Origin of the sequence: Stutzerimonas stutzeri, assembly GCF_024448985.1 — a bacterium.
GTDB lineage: Bacteria > Pseudomonadota > Gammaproteobacteria > Pseudomonadales > Pseudomonadaceae > Stutzerimonas > Stutzerimonas stutzeri_AP.
The window spans coordinates 55,691-77,141 of record NZ_JAMOII010000015.1 but is presented as its reverse complement, the minus strand read 5'-3'; the positions used below and the strand labels follow the sequence as shown (position 1 = coordinate 77,141).

The following is a 21,451-nucleotide window of genomic DNA, read 5'->3' as shown; positions in this document are numbered from 1 at the left end:
CTGGAAGGCATGCTGGGACGCATAGCTTCGTTGCGAAGATCTGATCATCGTTGCTATCTCCAGTTTGAATGGGCCATCCGCCGACTTGGCGAAGCGGGGCGGCGATAGGCGAGCGGCCTCATCACATTTGGCAGATCGTCAGCGCGTGGAGCATCGCAAGAGCAGCCATCGCCACGAGCATCAGGCCGGTGCCCAGCACCGTTAGCACCCGCGCCTGTCCGCGTTCTTCGCGCAGCATCGCCAAGCTGTGTTGGTAGCTCCGTTGCTGACGTAGCCAGATAAGGCCGGCGGCGATCAGGCCGATGAGCACTACCGCGGCGTTCTGTCCGCGCAGGGCCAGGCAGGCGACCACCAGCAGTGAGAGCTGCGTACGGCGCCAGGCCAGCTCCGTGCGTTCGGCCTGTAACCCGGCATCGACCGAGGTGTCAGCCATGCCAGCGAGGCCAGAACAGAGCGGCCAGCACCAGCGCCGCGAGGCAGCAGCCGAGCGCCAGCAGCGGCACAAGCACTGGCAGAGGTAGGGCGCGGCGATGGCGCAGGGCGCGCTCGACCGACAGCCAGCGCAGGCAGGCGCCGGCGCTGATGAGGACGCTCAGCGACAGCAGGCCGAGCGTGATGGTCAGTCTTAGAGACAGTGAAAACGCGTCATCGGCGAAGGCCTCGACAGCGATGCCGCCACCGAGCAGGGCCAGAGCGGTACGGATCCAGGCCAGGAAGGTGCGTTCATTGGCCAGAGTGAAGCGTGGGTCGGGTTCGTCGCCACCGAGCAGGAACTGAATAAGCGGTTTGCGGGACGTCGAAGCGGGCATGGCGGTCCGGAATAAGAAAATTGTCGAGCGGGAAGTTGAGGCCAGAGAACCTCCGCACCCCGATCAGGCGAGAAATATTCGCTCGCGCAAAACGACGGATCGCGCCGAAGGATTAATGCGGCTAGTTACCGTCTGAACTGTAACGCCGAGCCGCGGATACTCCCCTTCGTGTCAGCGTTTCAGGGATACTAGGGAGCCTCGAAAAGCCCCACAAATAGTGTCTTCGGATAGATGCCATAACGCTTCGGCATGGACCAGGGAGAACCGTATGACCCTCAAACAGCTCCGTTATCTGATCGCCATCGCCGAGGCCGGGAGCTTTTCGGCTGCCGCCAGGCGTGCCTACATCGCGCAGCCGGCACTGAGTCGGCAGATCGGCCTGCTGGAGAGCGAATTGCGGATGCAACTGCTGGAACGCCAGCATGATGGTGTAGCGCTGACCGACGCCGGGCGGCGACTCTATGAAGTGGCACGTTCGGTAATGCAGAAGCTCGACTCGGTGAAAGACGAGCTGGCTTCCACCGGTGGCGATCCCAAAGGACACGTTTCCATCTCGATCCCGGCGACCGCATCGGCGCTGCTGTTACCTGAAATCATTGCGCGGGCTACCGCGAAGTTTCCCAGCATCACCCTGACGGTGTGCGACGGTCTCACTCGTGAGGGTGGCTTGGCCATCGAGCTGGGGAAGGTGGATTTCGGCGTAGTGCCAAATGCCGAGGAGCTGGAGCATGTTGCTGCTGAGCCGATCTTCACCGAGGATTTGTATTGGGTTGGAGAGGGCGCCGACACGCAGGACGGCTCACCCATCACGCTGGCCGAGGCGGGTGCCACACGCCTGGTAATGGCCCCACGCGCGCTGCACCTTCGCCGACGCATCGACCAGGCAGCAATGGAGGCGGGTGTGGTACTCAATGTGGCCTACGAGCAACAGTCGGCGCCGGGTATCGCCAGTCTGGTGCGCAGTGGGCTGGCCGCGACCATATGCAACTGGCCGCCACTCGAAGAGCTATATCAACCAGCAGCGGCGAGGCTGGTCATCGAGCCGCGTATTACCCGTACGGTCTCGATCGCCTATTCAGTGCACAAGCCACTGTCGTTCGCGGCCTCGTGCATGCGCGACCTGGTGCGCACCATCCTGTTGGAAGCAGTGAGCACCGGTCGCTGGCGCGGCAGTCTGATCGAGCGTAGCGAGTTGGAGGACACTCAGGCCCGAGAGTAGATCGCTGGCGCTTCGTCCTGAGCCAGGCGTTCGCGCGAACGCTGCGGGTTCATGCTGACCAGACCGATCAGACCCGCTGCCACCATCACCAGGCCGCATACCAGGAAACCTTGGGCGTAGCCTTCCGGATGGCCGGCTCCGGCGTCTTGAACCAGCAGGCCGGTGATCACTGGCGCCGACAGGCCGGCCAGCGAAGCCACCGCATTACCGATGGCGAGGATGCCGCCCCGCTGGCTGCTGGGGGTGAACTCGGCGAGCATCGCCGGACCCACCGAATACATCACCAGCGCCAGGCCGCCGCTCAGCGTGAGGGCAATGATACGCGCGCTCACTGACAGCTCGGTGAGCATCAGCGAGGCGGAGAACAGTCCTCCGGCGATCAGGCAGGCCGAGACGAAGGCGCCGCGAGCCAGGCGTGAGGGCACGCCCCGGCGCATCAGGCGCTGAGAGAGCCAGGCCATGAACAGGCTCAGGGGTGTGGTGATCACCACGAACAGGACGAACATGTGGCCCGTCTTCAGCGGGTCGATGCCCAGGCCAATCTCCAGATAGCTAGGCACCCAGGTCAGGGTCAGCGCCAGCGACCAGTTGGCGGCGAAGTGGCAGGCGTAATTGCCAAGCACGCTGCCGTCACTGAGCAGCCGTCGATAGGGTACGCGGTGATTGTCTGTGGCCACCTGGCCGGCGCGTAGGTTATCCAGCGTGCCTTCGCGGCCTAGCATTAGCCACAGCGCGCACCAGACCAGGCCAATGGCGGCGAGCACGGCGAAGTTGGTGCGCCAGCCGTAGTTCAGGCTGATCCAGGGAATCATCGCACCGGCAACCAGCAGACCCATGGCGCTGCCGGAGTGCAGCAAGGCAACCGGCAGGCTCCGACGGTCGTCGGGGAACCACTTGTACAGGGCATGGGTGGCCACTGGCGAGGCCGGCCCTTCGCCGATGCCGAGAAGCACGCGACAGGCAACGATCATCCACAGCGAGCTGACGAATAGCATGGGCAGCTGGATCAGTGCCCAGAACAGGCCCATGCCGAGCAACAATGTGCGGGTCGGTCGGCGGTTGGCGAGGAAGCCGCCGACCACGGCGGAAACGGCGAATAGCCAGTGCAACGCGCCGCCAATCAGGCCGAACTCGGTCGGTGTCAGGCCCAATTCCTGAGTCATGGGTACACCGACAAGGCCGATCACGACCTTGTCGAGGAAGTTGACCAGCATCATGAAGGCCAGCAGGAAGGCAATCGTCCAGGCGCTACGCGGACGGAAGCCCGTTTCTTCTCGGGTCATGGGAGCTCTCTCTTGTTGTTGTGAATGCCCGTCCGTCTTCCCAGGCGGACGGGCTGGGCCGCTTCATCAGCTGGGCAGCAGGATGCCCTTGGCAATGGTGTTGCGCTGAATCTCGCTGGTACCGGTGAGCACGCGCATCATTCGGGTTGCGCGGAACAGCCACTCTACCGGGTGCCCTTTGATCAGGCCTGTCCCGCCATGGATCTGCACCGCCTTGTCGGCGATGCGAAAAGCGGTTTCCGAGGCGAACAGCTTGCACATCGGCGCCTGGACCTTGATGTCGCCACCGGCGTCGTTGTTCGCCGCAGTGGCATACATCATGCTGCGCGCGGCGTACAGCTCGGTGGCCATGTCGGCAAGCATGTGGTTGATGGCCTGGAACATGGCGATGGGTTGGCCGAACTGTTTGCGGGTGCGAGAGTGGTCCAGCGAGCGGTTTAGGGCCAGACCGGCCATGCCGAGCATGGTGGGGCAATGCAGCAGGCGATTGAGGGTGATACGCCCCATGGCCAGCTTGAAACCGGCACCTTCGTCGCCGATGCGGTTTTCCACCGGGACACGCACATCCTCCAGGGTGATGTTGCCGTGGGCGCCGCCACCGGACATTACCGAGTAGTCGTTGTCGATGCTGACGCCGTCACCGTGTAGGTCGACAAAGAATGCCGAGATGCCGTGCGGGCCGCGGCCCGGACCGGTTACCGCGAGCAGCACGGCGAGGTCGGCGTAGGGTGCGCCTGAGATATAGCGCTTGGCGCCCCGCAGCACGTAATGGTCACCGTCGCGGCGCGCCTCGGTACCAATAGCGGTGGCATCGGATCCGGCCTCGGCCTCGGTGAGGGCGAAACAGACGGCCTTTTCGGCGCGACAGATCGGCCGCAGGAAAGCTTCGATCTGATAGTCGCTGGCCACCTTAAACAGGTGACCGACGCGTGGCGGGCCGGACAGTTCGCCCAATATGTGCGGGGCGAGGGGCGAGCCGGTCAGTACCGCCGCCTCCTTCACCGCACAGAGATCGACGACGTTGAGCCCTGCGCCGCCCAGCGCTTCTGGCAGCATCGCGTTGTAAAAGCCCAGCTCGCAGGAGCGTTGCCAGATGTCGTTGAGTAGCGGCCGGGCGACAGGCTCGCCCCAGATGATGTTTTCGCGCGCAGCCAGCGGCGCCAGTTCGTCACGCACGAAGGCGTTGATGCCGTCGATAAGGCGAGCGGCCTTTTCGCTTGGTTTGATCATGTGTCTTTCCTCAGATCCGTCGATCGCTGTTGTGCCAGTACGCTTCGCGGATCAGGCGACGCACGACCTTGCCGTTGGGGTTCTTTGGCAGCTCCTTGACGAAGTCCACTGCGCGAGGCTTCTTGAAGCCCGCGAGGGTTCGACCGCAGTGTTCGATGACGTCTTCGGCGCTGAGCGTCTCACCGTCCTTGAGCACCACCACCGCCCGAACCGCCTCGCCCCATTGCTCGTCGGGTACACCGATCACAGCAGCCTCGAAGATCTGTGGCAGGGTGTAGAGCACCTGCTCCACTTCGGTGGGATAGATGTTGAAGCCGCCGGAGATGATCATTTCCTTCTTGCGGTCGACGATGAACACATAGCCTCGCTCGTCCACCGTGGCGAGGTCGCCGGTGAGGTAGTAGCCGTCGCGCATCACCTCGGCGGTCAGCTCCGGTGCCTGCCAGTAGCCCTGCATGACGTCCGGGCCCTTGACCACGATTTCGCCAATTTCGCCGGGCCTGACGTCCTTGAACGCTTCGTTGACCACGCGTAGATCGGTCTCGAAATAGCACCGCCCGCACGAAGCCAGGCGGCTGTGATCGTCGCCCTCGAGTAGATGGTCCTGTTCGGTGAGCACCGTCACCAGGGAACAGGTTTCGCCAGCGCCGTAGCCTTGCGCGAGAATCGGTCCGAATACTTTGATGGCGCGGTTGACCAGCGCTGGCGCCATGGGCGCTGCGCCATACATCACCAGGCGCAGGCTGGAAAGATCGAAGCGCTGCACGTCTGGAAAGTTGACCAGCCGGTTGATCATGGCCGGCACCAGGAACAGACGGGTCACCCGCTCACGCTCGATGGTTTCCAGCAGCAGTCGATCGTCGTAGCGCTCCAGTAGCAGGTTGCAGGCACCCAACGCCAGTAGCGGCATGACCTGCATGCCGCTGGCATGAGTGATCGGCCCGACATGTGCCATCACGTCGCCAGGCGCTGCGCGGCGGGTAGGGCTGGCGATGCTTTTGCGGATCAGTGCCTTGCGGTTGCCGAACGACAGCATCGCGGCCTTCAACACGCCGGAGCTGCCGGAGGTGTAATGCAGCACCGCCAGCGCATCATCGGCTGGGTCGCTGTATACCTCTGCGTCGTTCCCGCGCTCCAGCACGACGGGATAGCTGGCGTCGCCGGTGTCGCCATCAAGGGAGATGATCCAGCGCAGGCGAGGGAGCTCGGCCCGGCGTGCATGCAGGGCGGCGGCGAAGCGACCGTCGGCGATTACGGCCTGGCTGTGCGAATCGTCCAGCACCTGGATGATTTCATCAAGAGATAGCCGGGCATTGATTGGCACTTTGACCATCGCGGACTTGTAGAAGGCGATTTCCGCTTCCACCAGCTCGACGCGGTTGAGCGCCAGTATCGCCACATGGGTGCCCCGGGCCACGCCCATCGCCAGTAACCCGGAGGCCAAACGATTGGTGCGTAGTTCGAGCTGAGCGAAGGTGATGCGCTGTTGAGCATCGACCAAAGCTTCGTCGTCGGGCCAATACAAGGCGCTGCGACTGATGATTTTTCCTAGATTCAATTTATTGTTCTCATCGGCAGGACAACTGCGTCGATGCTAACCAAGCGATTTCGAGTGGAACTAATAGAACTGTGCGATGCGAGGCATGCCGTTTCGGAATGGGTAGCGGGTCGGAAGAGGGGCGGCGTTACGCTTCTTCGCTGCGGCCATTGCGGTTCGTCCGCTGAGCGTATGGTGCTGCTTTGCGTCTTGAACGTGCGGGTGCTTCGCGTGTTGCGCTGAGCTCGATCTTAATCGCCCGAATTCTCGACTTCGGGTCGCGCCCGTTCACCTAAGCCGTACGGCTTATAGTTCAGGGAGCTGGGTGCTTCGGTCAGCAATAACTGCCTAACGCTGAGGCAGTTGCCCAATGGGTCGCTCATAGTGGCGCTGGATGCGCGCTAGCTCGCCCGAGCTGCGCAGCTTTTCCAAGGCACTGGCCCACTCGGCTACCAACTCATCGTCGCTGTCGGGGCTGAATGCAATGTAAAGCGCTGAACGATAGATCTCGACAGGAATCCGCCGCAGCGTACCTGGCGCGATTTTCAACCGGTTGCTGTAATAGGCGACCCCCGCATCGGTGTCGCCGATGATGATGTCGGCGCGCCCAGCGAGCAGCATGCGATAGAGCTGAGGGCTTCTCGCTACGCTTTTATCGAGGTTGTTGAACCCCCGCGATTGTAGGAGATCGGGCACCAGGCCGGCATGTCGCGTGGTGATCTTGGGGGCGCTGAGTAGCTGTTCCATAGACGTTACTGGCTGCGGTGAGGTAGCCAGCTGATAAGGATGAATAGATGCTTCCAGTATCGGCCCTACCCACTTATACAGCGGCTCTCGCTCGGCTGTGCGGAATAGGGCGAACATGATCGTCTTGTCCCGAGTCTGCAAAGCGCGGGTGGCTCGCATGCTGGGCAACAGTTCCATCTGAAACTCATCTCCGGTCAGCGCCATGATGGCCCGGATGATATCCGTGGCCATACCGGTTATCTGGTCGTTCTCCAGATAGTTGTAAGGTGCCCAATCTTCGGTAACGACCTGATAGTCATCGGCTTTGGCAAAGAAGCTGAACAATAGCCCGAGCAGCGTCGCGGTGAGGGTTAGATGCTTCACGTTAGTTGCCTGACGCACTGTTCGTTTCAAGGGACGCCGACTAGAACAAGCATAGACCCCGGTTAAAACGAGTTTGCAAAAGCCGATCGTGTGGGTTCCGTCTTCGTTCTCGAGCAGGCTTGCATAGACCGTGGCGGGGAAGGTCGAGTCATCCAGGCTCACTGACAGGTAACGGCGTTCGGATTGGCTGAGTTTCTTCCAAGCGGCGCTGATCTCGTATCCACCTGCGGCCACGATGCGGTAGTCCGGTGCGTTCGCGCTACCCTTGTCGTTGGGAACGATGGCGACCTTTGCTTGCGGCGTAAGGGTGCGCAGCGTGCCGGTGAAGCCGTCGTCGAGCGTTGTGAAAGAGCAGCTTGATAGGCCCAGCCTTGACTAGCACCAAGGCTGGGCCTATCGCTCGATCTCGAGGAAACCTACGTCGTCACGGCGCGCTGGCGTGGTCCAGCACGCCGGCTCTATGATCGAGCCGATACGAGCCTTGGTGCAGCACTAGGCTGTTAGTCGGCTCGCCCAAACGACTTACTGACCCTGGGTCACGAAGGCCGAATTTCCAGTACCGTTTTGCATGATGAGCGCCGTTTCCTGAGTGATGCTGCTGGAGTTTCCGATCTGCACCAGCGATGCATAGTTCTCAGTGCCTGTCTGCTGGATGTCGCCGACACCGTAGTAACCCGTCTGGTCAACGTCGATCTCGTTGCGAGTGCCGTTCTGGGCGATGGTAAGACTGCTACCGTCGGAGTTCTGACGAATGTCTACCCGGTTGAAGTCGCCGGTGGAGGTGCCTTCTACCGTGGTCGAGCGACCGCCGTGCTGGGCGGTTAGCTCATTTCCCGTTCCGTCCTGGGTGAAGCTGAAGCTGCCGAAGCCGCTGCTTTCCGATACGTCGGCGATATTGTCCGTGCCGACCTGTACCAAGCGTACGTCGCCTGCGCTGTATCGACTGGCTTGCTGTGAGAGGTTGACCTCGTTACCGGTACCGTCTTGACTGATCGAGGCATAAGCTCCTGAAAACCCGCCGTCCTGGTGGAAGTCGATGGCATTGGCATTCCCGGTCTGGCTTATATAGGCAGTGGTATTACCGAACTGCTCGACCAGAGCGGTATTCCCGTTGCCGGTCTGCTCCGCGCCGAGATGGTTGGCGGTCATTTGCTGCGACACATCGACAGAGTTGCCTTCGCCGTTCTGGTAAATGTCAGCGACGCTGACGGCACCGTCGACCTGTTCGACATAAGCGAGATTCTGGCTGCCGACTTGCGAAATGGTCGCCGTATGGCCCACTTCCCCGTATGCCTGCTGGTAAACGGTGGCGAGGTTATAGCTGCCGTCCTGTGAAACGTCTGCCTGACTGATTAACCCGTCTTGCTCGATCATTGAGATATTGCCCGCGCCGCGCTGCTCGCTAGAGGCTGTCAATTCCGATCCGTTCTGTAATGTGTAGGCAACATTGGCATCTCCGTCCTGAATCTGACTGCTGTAGTTGTCTGTGCCGGTCTGCTGTACCACATCGGCATAATTGTCGGTGCCGGTCTGGTCTTGTTGTGCCTCGTTGAGGGCCGCAGCTTGGTTGGCAATCAGTAACGAGATAGCGCCTGCTAACAGTGTTTTTGTTTTAATCATTTCAGATTCCTTTTTGAATGGGCGGGAGCCCGGCTTTTAACTGGCGCGTTCCCGGCGGGGAATAAGCCTCATGGGCTATACAGGCTGAACGGCGAATTAATCCCAAAACGAACCGTGCTGAAAGGTCGAGAAGTCGTGCTTAATCGGCAAAAAGGCCATCATTGTGCTTTGTATTTTGTTGGAATAAAGAGACTAACGCTTTCATTAATTTGGAAATAAAGCGAAGAAATTGCTCGAACTTTTCCGCCTATGTACGGACCATAGCCATCGATACCACCGCGCGCTTCTACGAGCGTGCCAATCGGAAAAAGAGGAAAAGCATGAACAGCAAGGTCGTATTCATCACCGGTGCCACATCAGGTTTTGGTCGCGCTACGGCTCGCCGTTTTGCTGAAGCAGGCTGGTCGCTGGTACTGACCGGTCGACGCTCGGAGCGACTGGAAGCACTGAAAGAAGAGTTGGCCGACAAGGTTCCGGTGCATGTTGCAACGCTTGATGTACGCAAGAGCGAGGTGGTCGCAGACGTCGTCGCCGAACTGCCTGAAGCCTTCCGTGCCGTGACTTGCCTGGTTAATAACGCGGGCCTGGCACTGGCTCCGGAACCTTCGCAGAAAACCGATCTGAACGATTGGCACACCATGATCGACACCAATATCACCGGCCTCGTCAACGTAACCCATGCGTTGCTGCCAACGTTGATCGAGACAGGCAAGGGCGCCAGCATCGTCAATATAGGCTCGGTAGCAGGCCAATGGCCCTATCCGGGGAGTCATGTCTACGGGGCCAGCAAGGCGTTCGTTCAGCAGTTCAGCTACAACCTGCGCTGCGACTTGATCGCCACGGGCGTACGGGTCACCGACATCGCGCCTGGCATGGCCGAAACCGAGTTCACGCTGGTGCGGACCAAGGGCAATCAGGCGGCGTCCGATGCGCTTTACAGCACCACCACGCCGTTGTCCGCCGAAGACATCGCCGAGCAGATTTTCTATGTCGCCACGCTACCGGCGCATATCAACATCAACCGGCTGGAGATCATGCCGTCGCGGCAGGCTTGGGCGGGCTTTGCGATCGACCGCGACAAGTGAGTCGCAGCGACGAATGGAGTTGGCGTGGCCGGGTCGAGAGCCGTATGCGGCGACAAAGCCGACGCTTCGTTACGGTTATACCTGAGGGCAAATGTAACGGGGGGTGGAGCGGGGTGCGCGACCGGGCGATCAGCGCCTGGACAGGCGCTGCGTCCGTAAGGACGTCAGCGACCCGGTATCCCGAGATACGGATGGATTAGTTCACCGCATCCTTCAGTGACTTGCCTGGCTTGAAGCCTGGCAGCTTGGCCGCGGAGATCTTGATCGTTGCGCCGGTCTGCGGGTTGCGGCCGTCACGGGCGGCGCGCTCCTTGACAGCAAAGGTGCCGAAGCCAACCAGCGTCACGCTGTCCCCGTTCTGCAGGGTATTGGTCACGCTTTCGGTGAAGGCGTCCAGTACGCGAGTGGCGGTGCTCTTAGGGACATCGGCGGAGGCTGCGATCGCTTCAATCAACTCGGCTTTATTCACGGGTGTGACTCCAGATTGGATGGGGGGACAGTATAAGCAGCGTCTCGCTCTGTCGCCTGCGGCAAATTTCCTCTTTTTTAAAAAATATCCCGCGCGGGCCGACAAATCCGCATGCTGCGGCTGATTCGAACGCTTCTGTCTGGACAGCGGCTTTTCGGCTTCGGTTCATTCATCTGCAGCCCGGCCATCGGCAGCGCCGACGATGGTGTGGGTGTTGCAGAAAGTATGACCGGATACAAATCCCGTCTGCCTTTTCAAGTAGTGAGGTGCCGCTTGCTCAACCGGAACCTGGGCCACCATCAGTAGCGAATATCAATGTCGATTTCGCTCGGCGCGTCGCCGGCTACCTGGAACTGACTGTCTTCGAACGCTGGCGGGCCCATCACCTTCGGGTTGTTGGACAAGCCGTATCCCTCTGTCGGGAACATGCCGAGACGACGATCCAGCTCGCCGTTACCGTTCTCGTCGTGGTACGCCATGATGGCGTATCGGCCAGCCGGAACGTCGTCGAACACTAGATTGACTGTCCCGGTTTTTGCCGGCTTTTCGCCTGAAGCGAATGCCTGATCAGCTTTACGGAAGGTTTTCGGGTCGGCGAACAAGGCAACTCGAACGGTACCACGATCATGTTCAATGCCATTGAGCCGGACGGTCATAGGCTGGCCTTCTGCGGAAACTGTTCCGCTTGCCGTAGCTGCTGCCAAGATTAGCGCTACACGTAAAATCATAGATTCGCCCCTGTGACATGGCATGTTCGATGGACTGCAGAGCTACGAGCCTGAGTCGCCCCTCTCGAAGATGTGATATTGCTCCGCTTTGCGATGAACCACTAGCGCATCGGCACGCTGGAGGATGGGTCATGGCTACTGTCGCAGCATTTTCATCGCTCTTGTCAGGCTGGCGCGTGATAGCTCGCCGAGATGGCTGCCGACTTGCCGACCGTCTGCGTCGTAGAACAGAGTGGTCGGCAAGGCTCGCGAGCCGACGTGCTGTCCAAGGCGACCACCGCTGTCGATCAGCATATTGCGTAATCCAAGGTTGTGACTCTGTAGAAATTGCCTGATTTCGCCTTCACCTTCGCCCTGGTTGACGAAAAGGAAGACCAGCTCCTGGTTGTTCGCTTGCGCCTCGGCGAGTACCGGCATTTCACGGCGGCACGGCGGACACCAAGTGGCCCAAAGGTTGATGACCATCGGCTTGCCGCCGAAGTCGGCCAAGCTGACCGACCTGCCATCTATGTCGCGCAGGGCTATCTCAGGCAGACGCGTCCCTCGTTCGAAGGCATGCCAGCCAAAGCTGGCGAAGGTCCAGCTGGCGAGTCCCACCACCAAGGCGAGGCCCAGTGGTTTGCGCAGTTCTCGGTCACGCCATATCAGCCAACCACCGGCCAGTAATGCGGCTCCGACACCCGGCCAGGCGATGAAGCCGCCGTCGCGGATATCCAGTACTCGCCACCAGGCGCCGGAAAAATCGTCGATGTAGACCGCTACGAAGGACAGGCGCGCAACCAGCACAGCCAGCAGCATAAGCCGGAATATCTGTCGCTCGGGGTTTCGCCCGTGCGGTCGGCCCGCCCACCAGCCGGTCAGCGTCGCCAGTAACAAACAGCCGACCAATAACAGATGGGGTGTGCCGATCGTCAGCGGGCCCAGGCTCAGCGTGAGCATTTTGTCTCGTTCCTTTGCGTTGATTGATTTCGAATAAGGTTCGCACTTTACCTGTCGTGTCTGGCGGCGCTGTGTTCGACAGGTCGCCGGATGTTGCAGAAAGGCGCATCCAGCCGGCGTGGCTCTGTGGGCGTAGCGATGCCATGCTAGAGGCCCAGCACTACCGTCCCGAGCCTGCATGAACAAGACCGATCTCCAAGCACTTATCATCGAAAAGCTGCAAGCCGATCTGACTATTGCCAAGGACGCGCTGAAGGCTTCCCACGAGGCGGCGACGCATGCCGAGAGCAAGGCGGAAAACAAGTACGACACCCGCGGACTCGAGGCTGCCTATCTTGCTGACGGACAGCGTCGCCGTGTGCATGAGATCGAGATGGCGCTGACCCGTTATCGCAATTTGCCGGTGCGCTCGCAGGTCGACGAGCCGATCACGCTCGGCGCGCTGGTTTCGCTGGAGCAGGCCGGCGTCGGGCGCTGGGTCTTCCTCGGCCCCGATGCCGCTGGGTTGCGAGTGGACGTCGCGGAAACAGCAGTGCTGGTCATTTCACCGCGATCGCCTCTGGGCCAAGCGCTGCTTGGGCGCCGCGATGGTGATGAGGTCGAAGTGCTTGTGGGCGGGCGCCGCCAGCAATACGAGATAGTTGAGGTTCGCTAGCGGGCCATCGTTGTCGCCACGTCATGGTCCGCATAGCCGGCGGTTGAAACCCCACTCGCTTCACCCCCTTCTTAAAGCCAGCCGCAACCGCGTTCGACCTAAGCGCCAGCAAACCGTCCCCGCCGTCAGCAAACAGAAATAATTTGACGCATCTATCGCCGATGACTATCGTTGACGCCAGCAAATGATAATCAATCCCATTATTGTTACGTGGAGGTGGTGGTGAACGCATTGACTCGCGTCGCCTACAACGGACCAGGCGTGGGATATAAATTCCCGCCGTCGTATCGATTTTATTCACCAGCAGGGGGCATCGAAGCCAGCGGTTGTTTCAAGGCGATAGACACGCCGGCAGAGGGCGCGGGACCAAGCTTGGAGCGTGACGTTCGGCAAGCTTTCGCCGAGGCGCAGGCAGCCGGTTTGAGCAATCCCGTGCTGGTTGGTGTGATTCCCTTCGACAAGCAGCAACCCTCCAGTCTGTTCATTCCGCGTCACGTTTCCCATCTCCCTCCGGCATCTCCGCCGACCGCGGTTTGCGGATTCGCCTGCGGCGCGGCGCGCCAGTGCACCGAGCAACCCAATCAAGCTGGTTTTCAACAAGCCGTTACCCGTGCGTTGGCGGCGCTGCGTAATGGCCGTCTGGACAAGGCGGTGCTGTCTCGTTTGCTGCAACTGGAATTCGATGAGCCGCCGTGTGCAGCGACTATTTTTCAAGGCCTGCGTCAGCAAAACCCGGAGGCCTACCACTTCTTCGCCGATCTGCCGGACGGTGGTGTTTTGATCGGCGCCAGCCCTGAGCTTTTGCTGCGCAAAAAAGGTCAGCGCCTGGAAACCAATCCACTGGCCGGTTCCGCCAGACGCTACGCCGATTCAGCAGCAGACGAGCGGTCGGCGCAAGACCTGCTCGATTCTGGCAAGGATCAGCACGAGCATCGGCTGGTTATTCAAGACATGGCGCGTCAACTACGCCCGCTATGCCGCGAGCTGCAGATACCGGCCGCGCCCGCCCTGATGAGCACCGCCAAGCTCTGGCATCTGTCGACGCGGATCGAGGGCGAGCTGGCCGCGCCGATATCGGCCCTGAGCCTGGCGTGCCAGCTGCACCCGACGCCGGCGCTCTGCGGTTTCCCCACCGCGGCGGCCAAGCAGCTGATCGCGGAGCTGGAGCCTTTTGACCGTGGTGTGTTCGGCGGCATCGTCGGTTGGTGCGATGCGGCCGGTAACGGCGAATGGGCCGTGGTGATCCGCTGTGGTGTGATCGATGAGCGCAAGGTCCGGCTGTTCGCCGGAGCGGGGCTGGTGTCAGCGTCGTGCCCCGAATCGGAGTGGCGCGAAACCGGTACCAAGCTCGGCACCATGCTTGCTGCGTTCGGCCTCGATCGGGAGGCGGTATGAACTTGGTTCCGTTCACCCGCTGGCCTGAAGCTTTCGCAGAGCGTTATCGACGCGCTGGATGTTGGCGGGGCGTGCCACTAAGCCAGATGCTCATCGAGCAGGCCAGCCTTCAGCCGGACGCCATCGCAGTGGTTTGCGGTAACCGACAGCTCAGTTACGCCCAGCTGGATGAGGCATCGACGCATCTCGCCCAACGGTTGGCCAATCGTGGCCTGGGGCAGGGCGATAGGGCGTTGGTTCAGCTGGGCAACCAGGCTGAGCTGTACATCGTGTTCTTCGCGCTGATGAAGGCGGGCATCGCCCCGGTCAACGCCTTGTTCAGCCACAACCGTCTGGAACTGGTCGCCTATGCCGCGCAGATTCGTCCGCGGCTGTTAGTGGCAAGCCGCGAGCATGCGCTGTTTGACGGCGATGCATTTATCGATGAGCTGACCGAGTTGATTACTGAACTCGACACCGTCCTGCTGCATGAGGATGAGCAGCCGGAACGGTGCCTGAGCAACTGGTTAGAGCCTGCACCGGCAGAACGCCCATTCACTCCGACTCCGGCCAGCGAAGTGGCTTTTTTCCAGCTGTCCGGCGGCAGCACCGGCACGCCGAAACTGATCCCGCGCACCCACGATGATTACCTCTACAGCGTCCGGCGCAGCGTCGAGATTTGCCGTTTCGACCGCAGCACTTGCTATCTCTGCGCATTGCCCGCGGCACACAACTTTCCGCTCAGTTCACCCGGCGCGCTGGGCGTATTCGCGGCCGGTGGACGGGTCGTGCTCAGTGCAGACCCCGGCCCCGCCAGCTGCTTCCCGCTGATCGCGCAGCAGCAGGTCAACGTCACCGCACTGGTGCCGTCGGCCTTGTCGCTGTGGTTGCAAGCCGCGCCGGCACACCGCGATGAACTCGCCTCGCTGAAGCTGGTGCAGGTTGGTGGCGCCAAGCTGCCGGAGGCGCTCGCCCGCCGCGTGCCGCAGGATCTCGGTTGCCGTCTGCAGCAGGTCTTCGGCATGGCTGAAGGCTTGGTCAACTACACCCGGCTGGATGACAACGACGACCGTGTCTACCTGACCCAGGGCCAGCCGATGAGCCCGGACGACGAAGTGAAAGTTGTCGACCGCGACGGTAAACCGGTGCCAACCGGCGAAGTTGGCGCGCTGATGACCCGCGGGCCCTACACCATTCGCGGCTATTTCCAGAGCCCGGAATACAACGCCAGCGCCTTCGATGCCGAGGGCTTCTACCGCTCCGGTGATCTGGTGCGGCAGCGCGAGGATGGCTATTTGGTCGTCGTCGGGCGAATCAAGGATCAAATCAACCGCGGTGGCGAGAAGATCGCGGCCGAAGAAGTGGAAAACCTGCTGATGGCGCATCCCGCCATCACCCAAGCGGCCCTGGTGTCGATGCCGGACGCGGCCATGGGTGAGAAGAGTTGCGCCTTTATCGTCAGCGCAAACCCCTCCCTTAAAAGCATCGCGCTGCGCAAGTTTTTGCGCAGTCTCGGTCTGGCCGACTACAAGCTGCCGGACCGCTTCGAACACCTCGACGCACTTCCCATGACAGCCGTAGGCAAGGTGGACAAGAACCGCCTGCGTCGCCGCGTCGCTGAACAACTGACCGTTATCGAATAAGGATTCGTTTCATGGCTATTCCCACCCTGACGCCCTACAGCCTGCCCAGCGAGTGGACCGCGAACAAAGTCCAGTGGACGGTCGATCCTGATCGCGCGGTGCTGCTGATTCACGACATGCAACAGTATTTTTGCGACTTCTGGGGTGAAGACAGCGCATTCATCGCCGCGCTGGTCGCAGGCTTGGCGCAGGTCCGCGAACGCTGCAAAGCACTGGGAATTCCGGTGGTCTACACCGCGCGATCGAGCGTCCATTCGATATCGCCAGCGCGCTGTTGACGCGGGTCAATCTGCTGGAGCTGGGTGCGCGTGAGCATCTGTTGATGATCAACCAGCACCACATCATCTCGGATGGCTGGTCGGTGAAGAATATGTTTGCTGATCTGAAAACCGCGTTTCTCGCTTACCAGAATCGCCAGCCATTGAACTGGTACCAACCGCCGCTGACCTACATCGACTACGCGCGCTGGTTCAACTCGCCGTTGTTTCGCGATTACCACGAGCAGTTCAAACCCTTCTGGGTTGAACGCCTGGCTGGCATTCCCGAGGTGCACAGTCTGCCGCTGGACAAACCACGGCCGGCCCAGCAGGCCAGCGGCGGCGAAGTGGTGTTCTCGACCATTGACAACAAATTGTGGGAGCGCTTCAAGCAGCTCTGCCAGCACCACAACACCTCGCCCTTTATTGGCTTGCATGCATTGTTCGAGCTGTTGCTGGCGCGGCATTCCGGTGAGCGCGACATCGTGGTCGGCACGCCGCTGGCCTATCGCGAGCGACCGGATATCGAGTCGCTGGTGGGATTCTTCGTCAACACCTTGGTGCTGCGCACGCAGCTGCCCGAGCAGCAGTCTTTTATCGACTATCTGCGCCAATGCCGGACCGATGATCTGCAGGCGTTCGATCACCAGCTCTATCGCTTCGAGGCATTGAGCGAGGCGTTGGGCGTGGACCGCCACACGGCGATCAATCCGATTTTCCAGATCATGCTGGTGTACCAGGCGCGGGTCGACTTCAACGACTTGATTCCAGGCTGCGACGCGGTGGAAGAAACCTCGCCGGTGCTGCCGGCCAAGACCGATATCTCGGTCAAGGTCACCGAGCTGATGGACTCCGTCCGGGTCGATTGGCTCTACGCCACCGCGCTGTTCGAACGCAGCAGTGTCGAGGGTTATGCGAGTCGTCTGCTGCGACTGCTGGAAGCGGTGGTGGCCAACCCGGAACAGGACATCTGGCAGCTGCCGATGCTCGATGAATCGCTGCGCGCGCAGACGGCACAACGACTGGCCGCGCTGCCGGCGGCTTATCCCGATGGGCTGACCGCGTTGTCGCTGTTCGAGGACATGGCTCGATCGAATGCCGCGCGACCGGCACTGCGCCAGGGCGAGGGCAGCGTCAGCTACGCCGAACTCGACTCACGAGCCAACCGGCTGGCGAGCTGGCTGCAGTCTCAGGGCTGCGCGGCGGGTGATTTGATCGGCGTGCTTGCCCGCCGTGAAAATGCCTTTGCGGTCGCGCTGCTGGCCAGCTGGAAGCTCGGCGCCGCCTATGTCCCGCTGGACCCCGATTACCCCGAGCAACGGCTCTCGCACATCATGCGCGACGGCAAGCTGCGGCTGATCATCGGCCAGGGCGCCGCGCCCTTTGCCCTGGATACGGAGCGGCGTTGGGTGGACCTTGGCAATCCCGAAGTGCAGGCTCAACTGGATGCTCAGTCGCCCAGCGCGCCGTCGATCCGGCACGACCCGCAACGTCTCGCGCAGGTGATCTATACATCGGGCTCGACGGGTGTGCCGAAAGGCGTAATGGTCGAGCATGGATCGCTGGCTAACCTGCTGCTGGACCACGGTCGGCGTCTGGGCGTGGCATCTGGCGACCGGATGCTCGATTGCATGTCGCTGTCGTTCGATGCGGGCAACATGTGCGCGCTGGTCCCGCTGGTCCACGGCGCCTGCCTGCTCTGGGCCGAACCTGGCGCAGGGCTGCTGGATGAGATCGAGCGAACCGCAACCACGCATATGATTTTCGCCACGGCCTTGCTGGCAACGCTGCCGGAACGACCTTTGCCGGCGATGAAAGCTGTGGGCTTCGGCGGCGAAGCCTGCCCGCCGGCGATCCCGCAACGCTGGGCGAAGCAATTCCGCCTGATCGACATGTACGGGCCCACCGAGGCCACCGTAACCGCGTTGACCAAGACGCTCAGCCCAGACGAGCGCCGGACCATCGGCGCTCCTATCGATGGCATGCAGGCGGTGGTGCTGGACCGGCACGGCGCGCTGTGCCCGATCGGCGTCCCCGGCGAACTTTGTCTTGCCGGTCTGGGGTTGGCTCGCGGCTATCTCAATCAGCCAGAACGCACTGCCGAGGCCTTCCGTGAACACACCGTAGCGGGTGTGAAGGTGCGCCTGTACCACACCGGCGACCGCGCGCGCCTGCTGTCTACCGGTGAATATGAATACCTGGGCCGCCTCGATGCGCAGATCAAACTGCGCGGCTACCGCATCGAACCGGGTGAAATCGAAGCCCAGCTGCATGCCAGTGGCCCGAGCTTGCAGGAAATCAAGGTGATCGTCGCCAGTCAGGGCGCACGCCAGGCGCTGGTGGCCTACGCCACGGTCAAACCCGGCGAGTCCGCCCCGGAGCCGGATGCCGTGTTGCAGGCCGTGGCGCGTCGTCTGCCCGAATACATGGTTCCGCTAAGGTTGATGCTGCTCGACAAGATGCCGCTGACCGCAAACGGAAAGTTGGATCAGCGACGCTTGCCGCCGGTGGAACTGGCTGCGACTGAACAGCATGTGGCGCCCGTAGGGGAGCTGGAGCGCCAGGTGCTGGAGATCTGGCAAGGCGTGTTGGAGCAGCCGCTGGGCGTGGAATGCGATTTTTTCCGGCTGGGTGGCGATTCCATTCTAAGTATTCAGTTGGCGACCCGGCTGCGCGATGCCGGCTACCCCTGCAGCGTCAAGGAAGTATTCGAGGCCAAGACCGTGCGGAGGCTTTGCCGTGTGCTGGCAGGCCCGCGCGAGGCACAGACAATTCGCGCCGAACAGGGCCTGCTGACTGGCGATCTGCCTTTGCAGCCGATCCAGCAATGGTTCTTCGAACAGCCGTTCGCGCAGCCGCAGCACTGGAATCAGGGCGTGGTGCTGCGGCTGCCCGGCAACGTCGGAACGGCGCAATTGATGGATTACATGCGGCAGCTGTTGCAGCAGCACGACGCCCTGCGACTGATCACCCTCCCGACTGGCCAGTGCTATCAGCAATACCTGTCTTTGGCCGAACCCGCTCGATTGAACGCCGCCGAACTGGGCGCAGTCGGGCTTCAGGAGGCGATGACTGAATTGCAGGCGCACCTGGACCCGGCCAGTGCACGCACCTTGGCGTGGGCGGTGATCGATGGGTTGCCGAACAACGAACGTGGCCTGTTTATCGCGTTCCACCATTTGGTCATCGATGCCGTGTCCTGGCGCATCCTTATCGAGGACCTGCAACGGCTGACGCGCGGTGAAACGCTGCCCGACAAAACCAGCAGCTATCGACAGTGGGGCGAGGGGCTGGCCGTCTATGCGCAGCGTGCCGAGGCGCAGTTGCCGTACTGGCGCGGACAGATTGCGGGGATGAACTACCGCATCGCCGCCGATTGGTCGTCAACTCAGCCGTCCGAACCGCAGCTGCTGCAACTGGACGAAACCACCACACGCCAGCTGACTCAGTTTGCCACCCGGCATTTCGCGACGGATGTCCGCGAATTGTTGCTGGCGGCGCTGACTCGGGCGTTGGTGGAGCTCGGGCTCGGTGAGCGGCACTGGATCATGCTCGAGGGGCACGGGCGGGAGACGATCGATCCCGGCCTGGACGTGAGCCGCACGGTGGGTTGGTTCACCAGCATGTTCCCGGTCGCGGTGCAGAATCAGGCGGACTGGACTGCGCTGGTGCGGCATGCCGCCGAGCAGCTGCGCCAGGTCCCGGACAAGGGCGTCGGTTATCTGCCGCTGCGCAGCAACCCGGCCCACCGCGACAGCCTGCCGTTGCCGCCGGTGGCGTTGAACTACCTGGGCGTCTATCAGAGCGGAACTGGAGACTGGCAGGCATTGCCGGTGGCACCTGGCAAACCCAGCGATCCCGGCAATATGTCCGCCGAGCTGATCAGCCTGCACGGCGGCGTCTTCGACGGCCTGCTGACGCTGCGCCAGATCGGCAATCTGCGTGCGGATCTGAGCGCGCGTCTGCTGGCATCCATGCGCGACAAGCTGCAGACGTTGGCTGCACTGGCCGAGGATGAACGATGAAAGCGATCAACGAGCATTTCGCCGACGTGTTTGCCCACCATGCCGCGCTGCCCGCTCTGGGTTGTCTCGGCGCCAGCTTCAGCTATGCCGAGCTGCACGCGCGGGTCGGGGCCATCGTGCTGCAATTGCGTGAGCAGGGCTTGGTCGAGGGCGCCCGCGTCGGACTGCATCTGGCGCGCGGTCCCGACCTTATCGCCACGGTCCTGGCCTGCCTGCATGAGGGTGTGTGCTTCGTGCCGCTGGAGCCAGACTTTCCCCTGGAGCGGTTGCAGGGGATCGTAGACGATGCACAGCTGCGCTGGGTCATCCAGGACGAGCAGCCGTCAGGGTCGCTGTCGCCGTCCTTGCGCTTGCTGCCTGGATTGGCACAGATGCCTGCGCCGCCGACGCTGGATGAGCGCTTGCCGGCTTATATGATGTTCACCTCCGGCTCTACCGGAAAACCCAAGGGCGTGGTCATCGAACGCGCCGCATTGGGCAATTTTCTGGATGCCGCGACCCGGCGTATCGGGGTCAGCACGGCGACTCGCTGGGTGTTCACCACCACGCCGGCGTTCGACATTTCCCTGCTGGAAATGCTCGGGCCGCTGTGGGCAGGCGGATACGTCGAAGTGGTCTGCGCTCCGGCGCACAAGGATCCGGTTGCGCTACTGCAACTGCTCGACGGCCGCCCGGACCTGAACACACTGCAAGCCACTCCGGCGTTCTGGCGGATGCTACTGAAAGCCGGCTGGCAGGGCCGCGACGGTCTGGTTGCGCTCTGCGGCGGAGAAGCCCTGGACGTGGCGCTGGCAACGCGCCTCGGCGCGGCGGTCGGTCAGCTCTGGAACTGCTACGGCCCCACCGAGGCAACGGTCTGGTCGATGATGTCGCAGGTCGAACTGCCGCTTGGTGAGCAAGGCGTGCGGCTCAGGCAGTCATTGGATGGCTATCGACACTGGGTGCTGAACGAGCAAGGCATCGCCGTCGAACCGGGTGATGAGGGCGAGCTGTGCATCGAAGGCCCGTCGCTGGCGCAGGGCTACTGGCAGCGACGCGACCTGACCGAACAGGCCTTCATTGCATGGCAGGGGCGGCGTCTCTACCGAACGGGCGACCGAGTGCGACGTATCGCCGAAGACGAGTTCCAATATCGTGGTCGTCGCGATGATCAGATCAAACTGCGCGGTTTTCGCATCGAACTAGGGGAAATCGAAGCGAGCCTGCGCCACATCGAGGGTGTATTGGAGGCTGCCGTGCGGCTGCTGGGGGAGGGCGACGAAGCCTGTCTGGTGGGATATGTGGAGCTGCGTAGCGGTGGCCCGACTCGGGTGGAAATCCGCCGGCAGCTGCAGCGCAGCCTGCCGTATTACATGATCCCGAGCCGCATCGTACTGCTCGACTCGTTGCCCAAAACCGCCAGCGGAAAGATCGATCGCAAGCGTTTACCTGAACCGGTGTGAGCGGTGTTCAGCACCCCGGTGCGCTC

Annotated in this window: 18 protein-coding genes and 1 pseudogene; 8 read left to right on the top strand and 11 right to left on the bottom strand. The window is 61.8% G+C overall.

Annotation, left to right across the window (positions count from 1 at the left end; translation table 11 throughout):
* Positions 1-121: 121 nt before the first annotated feature.
* Positions 122-433, bottom strand: a complete 312-nt coding sequence (locus NA647_RS15310) for a DUF202 domain-containing protein (protein WP_256058480.1) — start codon at positions 431-433, stop codon at positions 122-124.
* Positions 426-809: a YidH family protein gene (locus NA647_RS15305; protein ID WP_256058479.1), complete on the bottom strand. Its 384-nt coding sequence runs from the start codon at positions 807-809 to the stop codon at positions 426-428. Before NA647_RS15305 ends, NA647_RS15310 begins: the two co-directional genes overlap by 8 nt.
* A gap of 268 nt (positions 810-1,077) precedes the next feature.
* Between NA647_RS15305 and NA647_RS15300 the strand changes: the two genes are divergently transcribed.
* Complete coding sequence (locus NA647_RS15300) at positions 1,078-2,028, top strand: LysR family transcriptional regulator (RefSeq protein WP_256058478.1); 951 nt, start codon at positions 1,078-1,080, stop codon at positions 2,026-2,028.
* On the opposite strand, the gene NA647_RS15295 is transcribed toward NA647_RS15300, so the two are convergent.
* The 6 genes and pseudogenes from NA647_RS15295 to NA647_RS15270 form a co-directional block, all read right to left on the bottom strand.
* On the bottom strand, positions 2,013-3,311 hold the full coding sequence (locus NA647_RS15295; RefSeq protein ID WP_256058477.1) for an MFS transporter: 1,299 nt from the start codon (positions 3,309-3,311) through the stop codon (positions 2,013-2,015). The two genes, NA647_RS15300 and NA647_RS15295, sit on opposite strands and share 16 nt — an antisense overlap.
* Before the next feature lie 66 nt (positions 3,312-3,377).
* On the bottom strand, positions 3,378-4,541 hold the full coding sequence (locus NA647_RS15290) for an acyl-CoA dehydrogenase family protein (RefSeq protein WP_256058476.1): 1,164 nt from the start codon (positions 4,539-4,541) through the stop codon (positions 3,378-3,380).
* A 10-nt stretch (positions 4,542-4,551) separates the two neighbouring features.
* Positions 4,552-6,099, bottom strand: coding sequence for an AMP-binding protein (locus NA647_RS15285; RefSeq protein WP_256058475.1), 1,548 nt, complete (start codon positions 6,097-6,099; stop codon positions 4,552-4,554).
* Between the two features lie 327 nt (positions 6,100-6,426).
* A complete protein-coding gene (locus tag NA647_RS15280; RefSeq protein ID WP_256058474.1) occupies positions 6,427-7,188 on the bottom strand; it encodes a substrate-binding periplasmic protein in 762 nt (253 codons plus the stop codon).
* 84 nt (positions 7,189-7,272) lie between these two features.
* Positions 7,273-7,557 (bottom strand): annotated as a pseudogene (locus NA647_RS15275) (DUF736 domain-containing protein); the annotation flags it as partial.
* Between the two features lie 153 nt (positions 7,558-7,710).
* Complete coding sequence (locus tag NA647_RS15270; protein WP_256058473.1) at positions 7,711-8,808, bottom strand: hypothetical protein; 1,098 nt, start codon at positions 8,806-8,808, stop codon at positions 7,711-7,713.
* 320 nt (positions 8,809-9,128) lie between these two features.
* Between NA647_RS15270 and NA647_RS15265 the strand changes: the two genes are divergently transcribed.
* Complete coding sequence (locus tag NA647_RS15265) at positions 9,129-9,893, top strand: SDR family NAD(P)-dependent oxidoreductase (RefSeq protein WP_256058472.1); 765 nt, start codon at positions 9,129-9,131, stop codon at positions 9,891-9,893.
* Positions 9,894-10,089: 196 nt separating this feature from the next.
* Here the strand turns inward: NA647_RS15265 and NA647_RS15260 are convergent, their stop codons facing one another.
* From NA647_RS15260 to NA647_RS15250, 3 genes are all read right to left on the bottom strand, one after another.
* Positions 10,090-10,467 (bottom strand): HU family DNA-binding protein, encoded by a 378-nt coding sequence (locus NA647_RS15260; protein WP_256058471.1) that lies wholly within the window; start codon positions 10,465-10,467, stop codon positions 10,090-10,092.
* Positions 10,468-10,661: 194 nt separating this feature from the next.
* Entirely contained in the window at positions 10,662-11,090 is a 429-nt protein-coding gene (locus NA647_RS15255) for a DUF2141 domain-containing protein (RefSeq protein ID WP_336604958.1), read from the bottom strand.
* A gap of 135 nt (positions 11,091-11,225) precedes the next feature.
* Positions 11,226-12,029, bottom strand: coding sequence for a redoxin domain-containing protein (locus NA647_RS15250; protein ID WP_256058469.1), 804 nt, complete (start codon positions 12,027-12,029; stop codon positions 11,226-11,228).
* A 178-nt stretch (positions 12,030-12,207) separates the two neighbouring features.
* On the opposite strand from NA647_RS15250, the gene NA647_RS15245 reads away from it, so the two are divergent.
* The 6 genes from NA647_RS15245 (at position 12,208) to NA647_RS15220 (ending at position 21,425) form a co-directional block, all read left to right on the top strand.
* On the top strand, positions 12,208-12,684 hold the full coding sequence (locus NA647_RS15245; protein WP_256058468.1) for a GreA/GreB family elongation factor: 477 nt from the start codon (positions 12,208-12,210) through the stop codon (positions 12,682-12,684).
* Positions 12,685-12,906: 222 nt separating this feature from the next.
* Positions 12,907-14,079 (top strand): isochorismate synthase, encoded by a 1,173-nt coding sequence (locus NA647_RS15240; RefSeq protein WP_256058467.1) that lies wholly within the window; start codon positions 12,907-12,909, stop codon positions 14,077-14,079.
* A complete protein-coding gene (locus tag NA647_RS15235; RefSeq protein WP_256058466.1) occupies positions 14,076-15,701 on the top strand; it encodes a (2,3-dihydroxybenzoyl)adenylate synthase in 1,626 nt (541 codons plus the stop codon). Before NA647_RS15240 ends, NA647_RS15235 begins: the two co-directional genes overlap by 4 nt.
* An 11-nt stretch (positions 15,702-15,712) precedes the next feature.
* Positions 15,713-15,979, top strand: coding sequence for an isochorismatase family protein (locus tag NA647_RS15230; protein ID WP_272889708.1), 267 nt, complete (start codon positions 15,713-15,715; stop codon positions 15,977-15,979).
* Positions 15,976-19,983, top strand: coding sequence for an amino acid adenylation domain-containing protein (locus tag NA647_RS15225; protein WP_272889707.1), 4,008 nt, complete (start codon positions 15,976-15,978; stop codon positions 19,981-19,983). Before NA647_RS15230 ends, NA647_RS15225 begins: the two co-directional genes overlap by 4 nt.
* A complete protein-coding gene (locus NA647_RS15220; RefSeq protein ID WP_256058465.1) occupies positions 19,980-21,425 on the top strand; it encodes an amino acid adenylation domain-containing protein in 1,446 nt (481 codons plus the stop codon). The genes NA647_RS15225 and NA647_RS15220 overlap by 4 nt, the downstream gene beginning before the upstream one ends.
* Positions 21,426-21,451: the final 26 nt, after the last annotated feature.

Excerpts from the sequence above, each read along its gene's own strand:
- NA647_RS15265 (WP_256058472.1), top strand. The coding sequence starts at position 9,129 with ATGAACAGCAAGGTCGTATTCATCACCGGTGCCACATCAGGTTTTGGT.
- NA647_RS15255 (WP_336604958.1), bottom strand. The coding sequence starts at position 11,090 with ATGATTTTACGTGTAGCGCTAATCTTGGCAGCAGCTACGGCAAGCGGA.
- NA647_RS15305 (WP_256058479.1), bottom strand. The coding sequence starts at position 809 with ATGCCCGCTTCGACGTCCCGCAAACCGCTTATTCAGTTCCTGCTCGGT.
- NA647_RS15220 (WP_256058465.1), top strand. The coding sequence starts at position 19,980 with ATGAAAGCGATCAACGAGCATTTCGCCGACGTGTTTGCCCACCATGCC.
- NA647_RS15290 (WP_256058476.1), bottom strand. The coding sequence starts at position 4,541 with ATGATCAAACCAAGCGAAAAGGCCGCTCGCCTTATCGACGGCATCAAC.
- NA647_RS15235 (WP_256058466.1), top strand. The coding sequence starts at position 14,076 with ATGAACTTGGTTCCGTTCACCCGCTGGCCTGAAGCTTTCGCAGAGCGT.
- NA647_RS15295 (WP_256058477.1), bottom strand. The coding sequence starts at position 3,311 with ATGACCCGAGAAGAAACGGGCTTCCGTCCGCGTAGCGCCTGGACGATT.
- NA647_RS15230 (WP_272889708.1), top strand. The coding sequence starts at position 15,713 with ATGGCTATTCCCACCCTGACGCCCTACAGCCTGCCCAGCGAGTGGACC.
- NA647_RS15250 (WP_256058469.1), bottom strand. The coding sequence starts at position 12,029 with ATGCTCACGCTGAGCCTGGGCCCGCTGACGATCGGCACACCCCATCTG.
- NA647_RS15270 (WP_256058473.1), bottom strand. The coding sequence starts at position 8,808 with ATGATTAAAACAAAAACACTGTTAGCAGGCGCTATCTCGTTACTGATT.
- NA647_RS15310 (WP_256058480.1), bottom strand. The coding sequence starts at position 433 with ATGGCTGACACCTCGGTCGATGCCGGGTTACAGGCCGAACGCACGGAG.
- NA647_RS15245 (WP_256058468.1), top strand. The coding sequence starts at position 12,208 with ATGAACAAGACCGATCTCCAAGCACTTATCATCGAAAAGCTGCAAGCC.
- NA647_RS15300 (WP_256058478.1), top strand. The coding sequence starts at position 1,078 with ATGACCCTCAAACAGCTCCGTTATCTGATCGCCATCGCCGAGGCCGGG.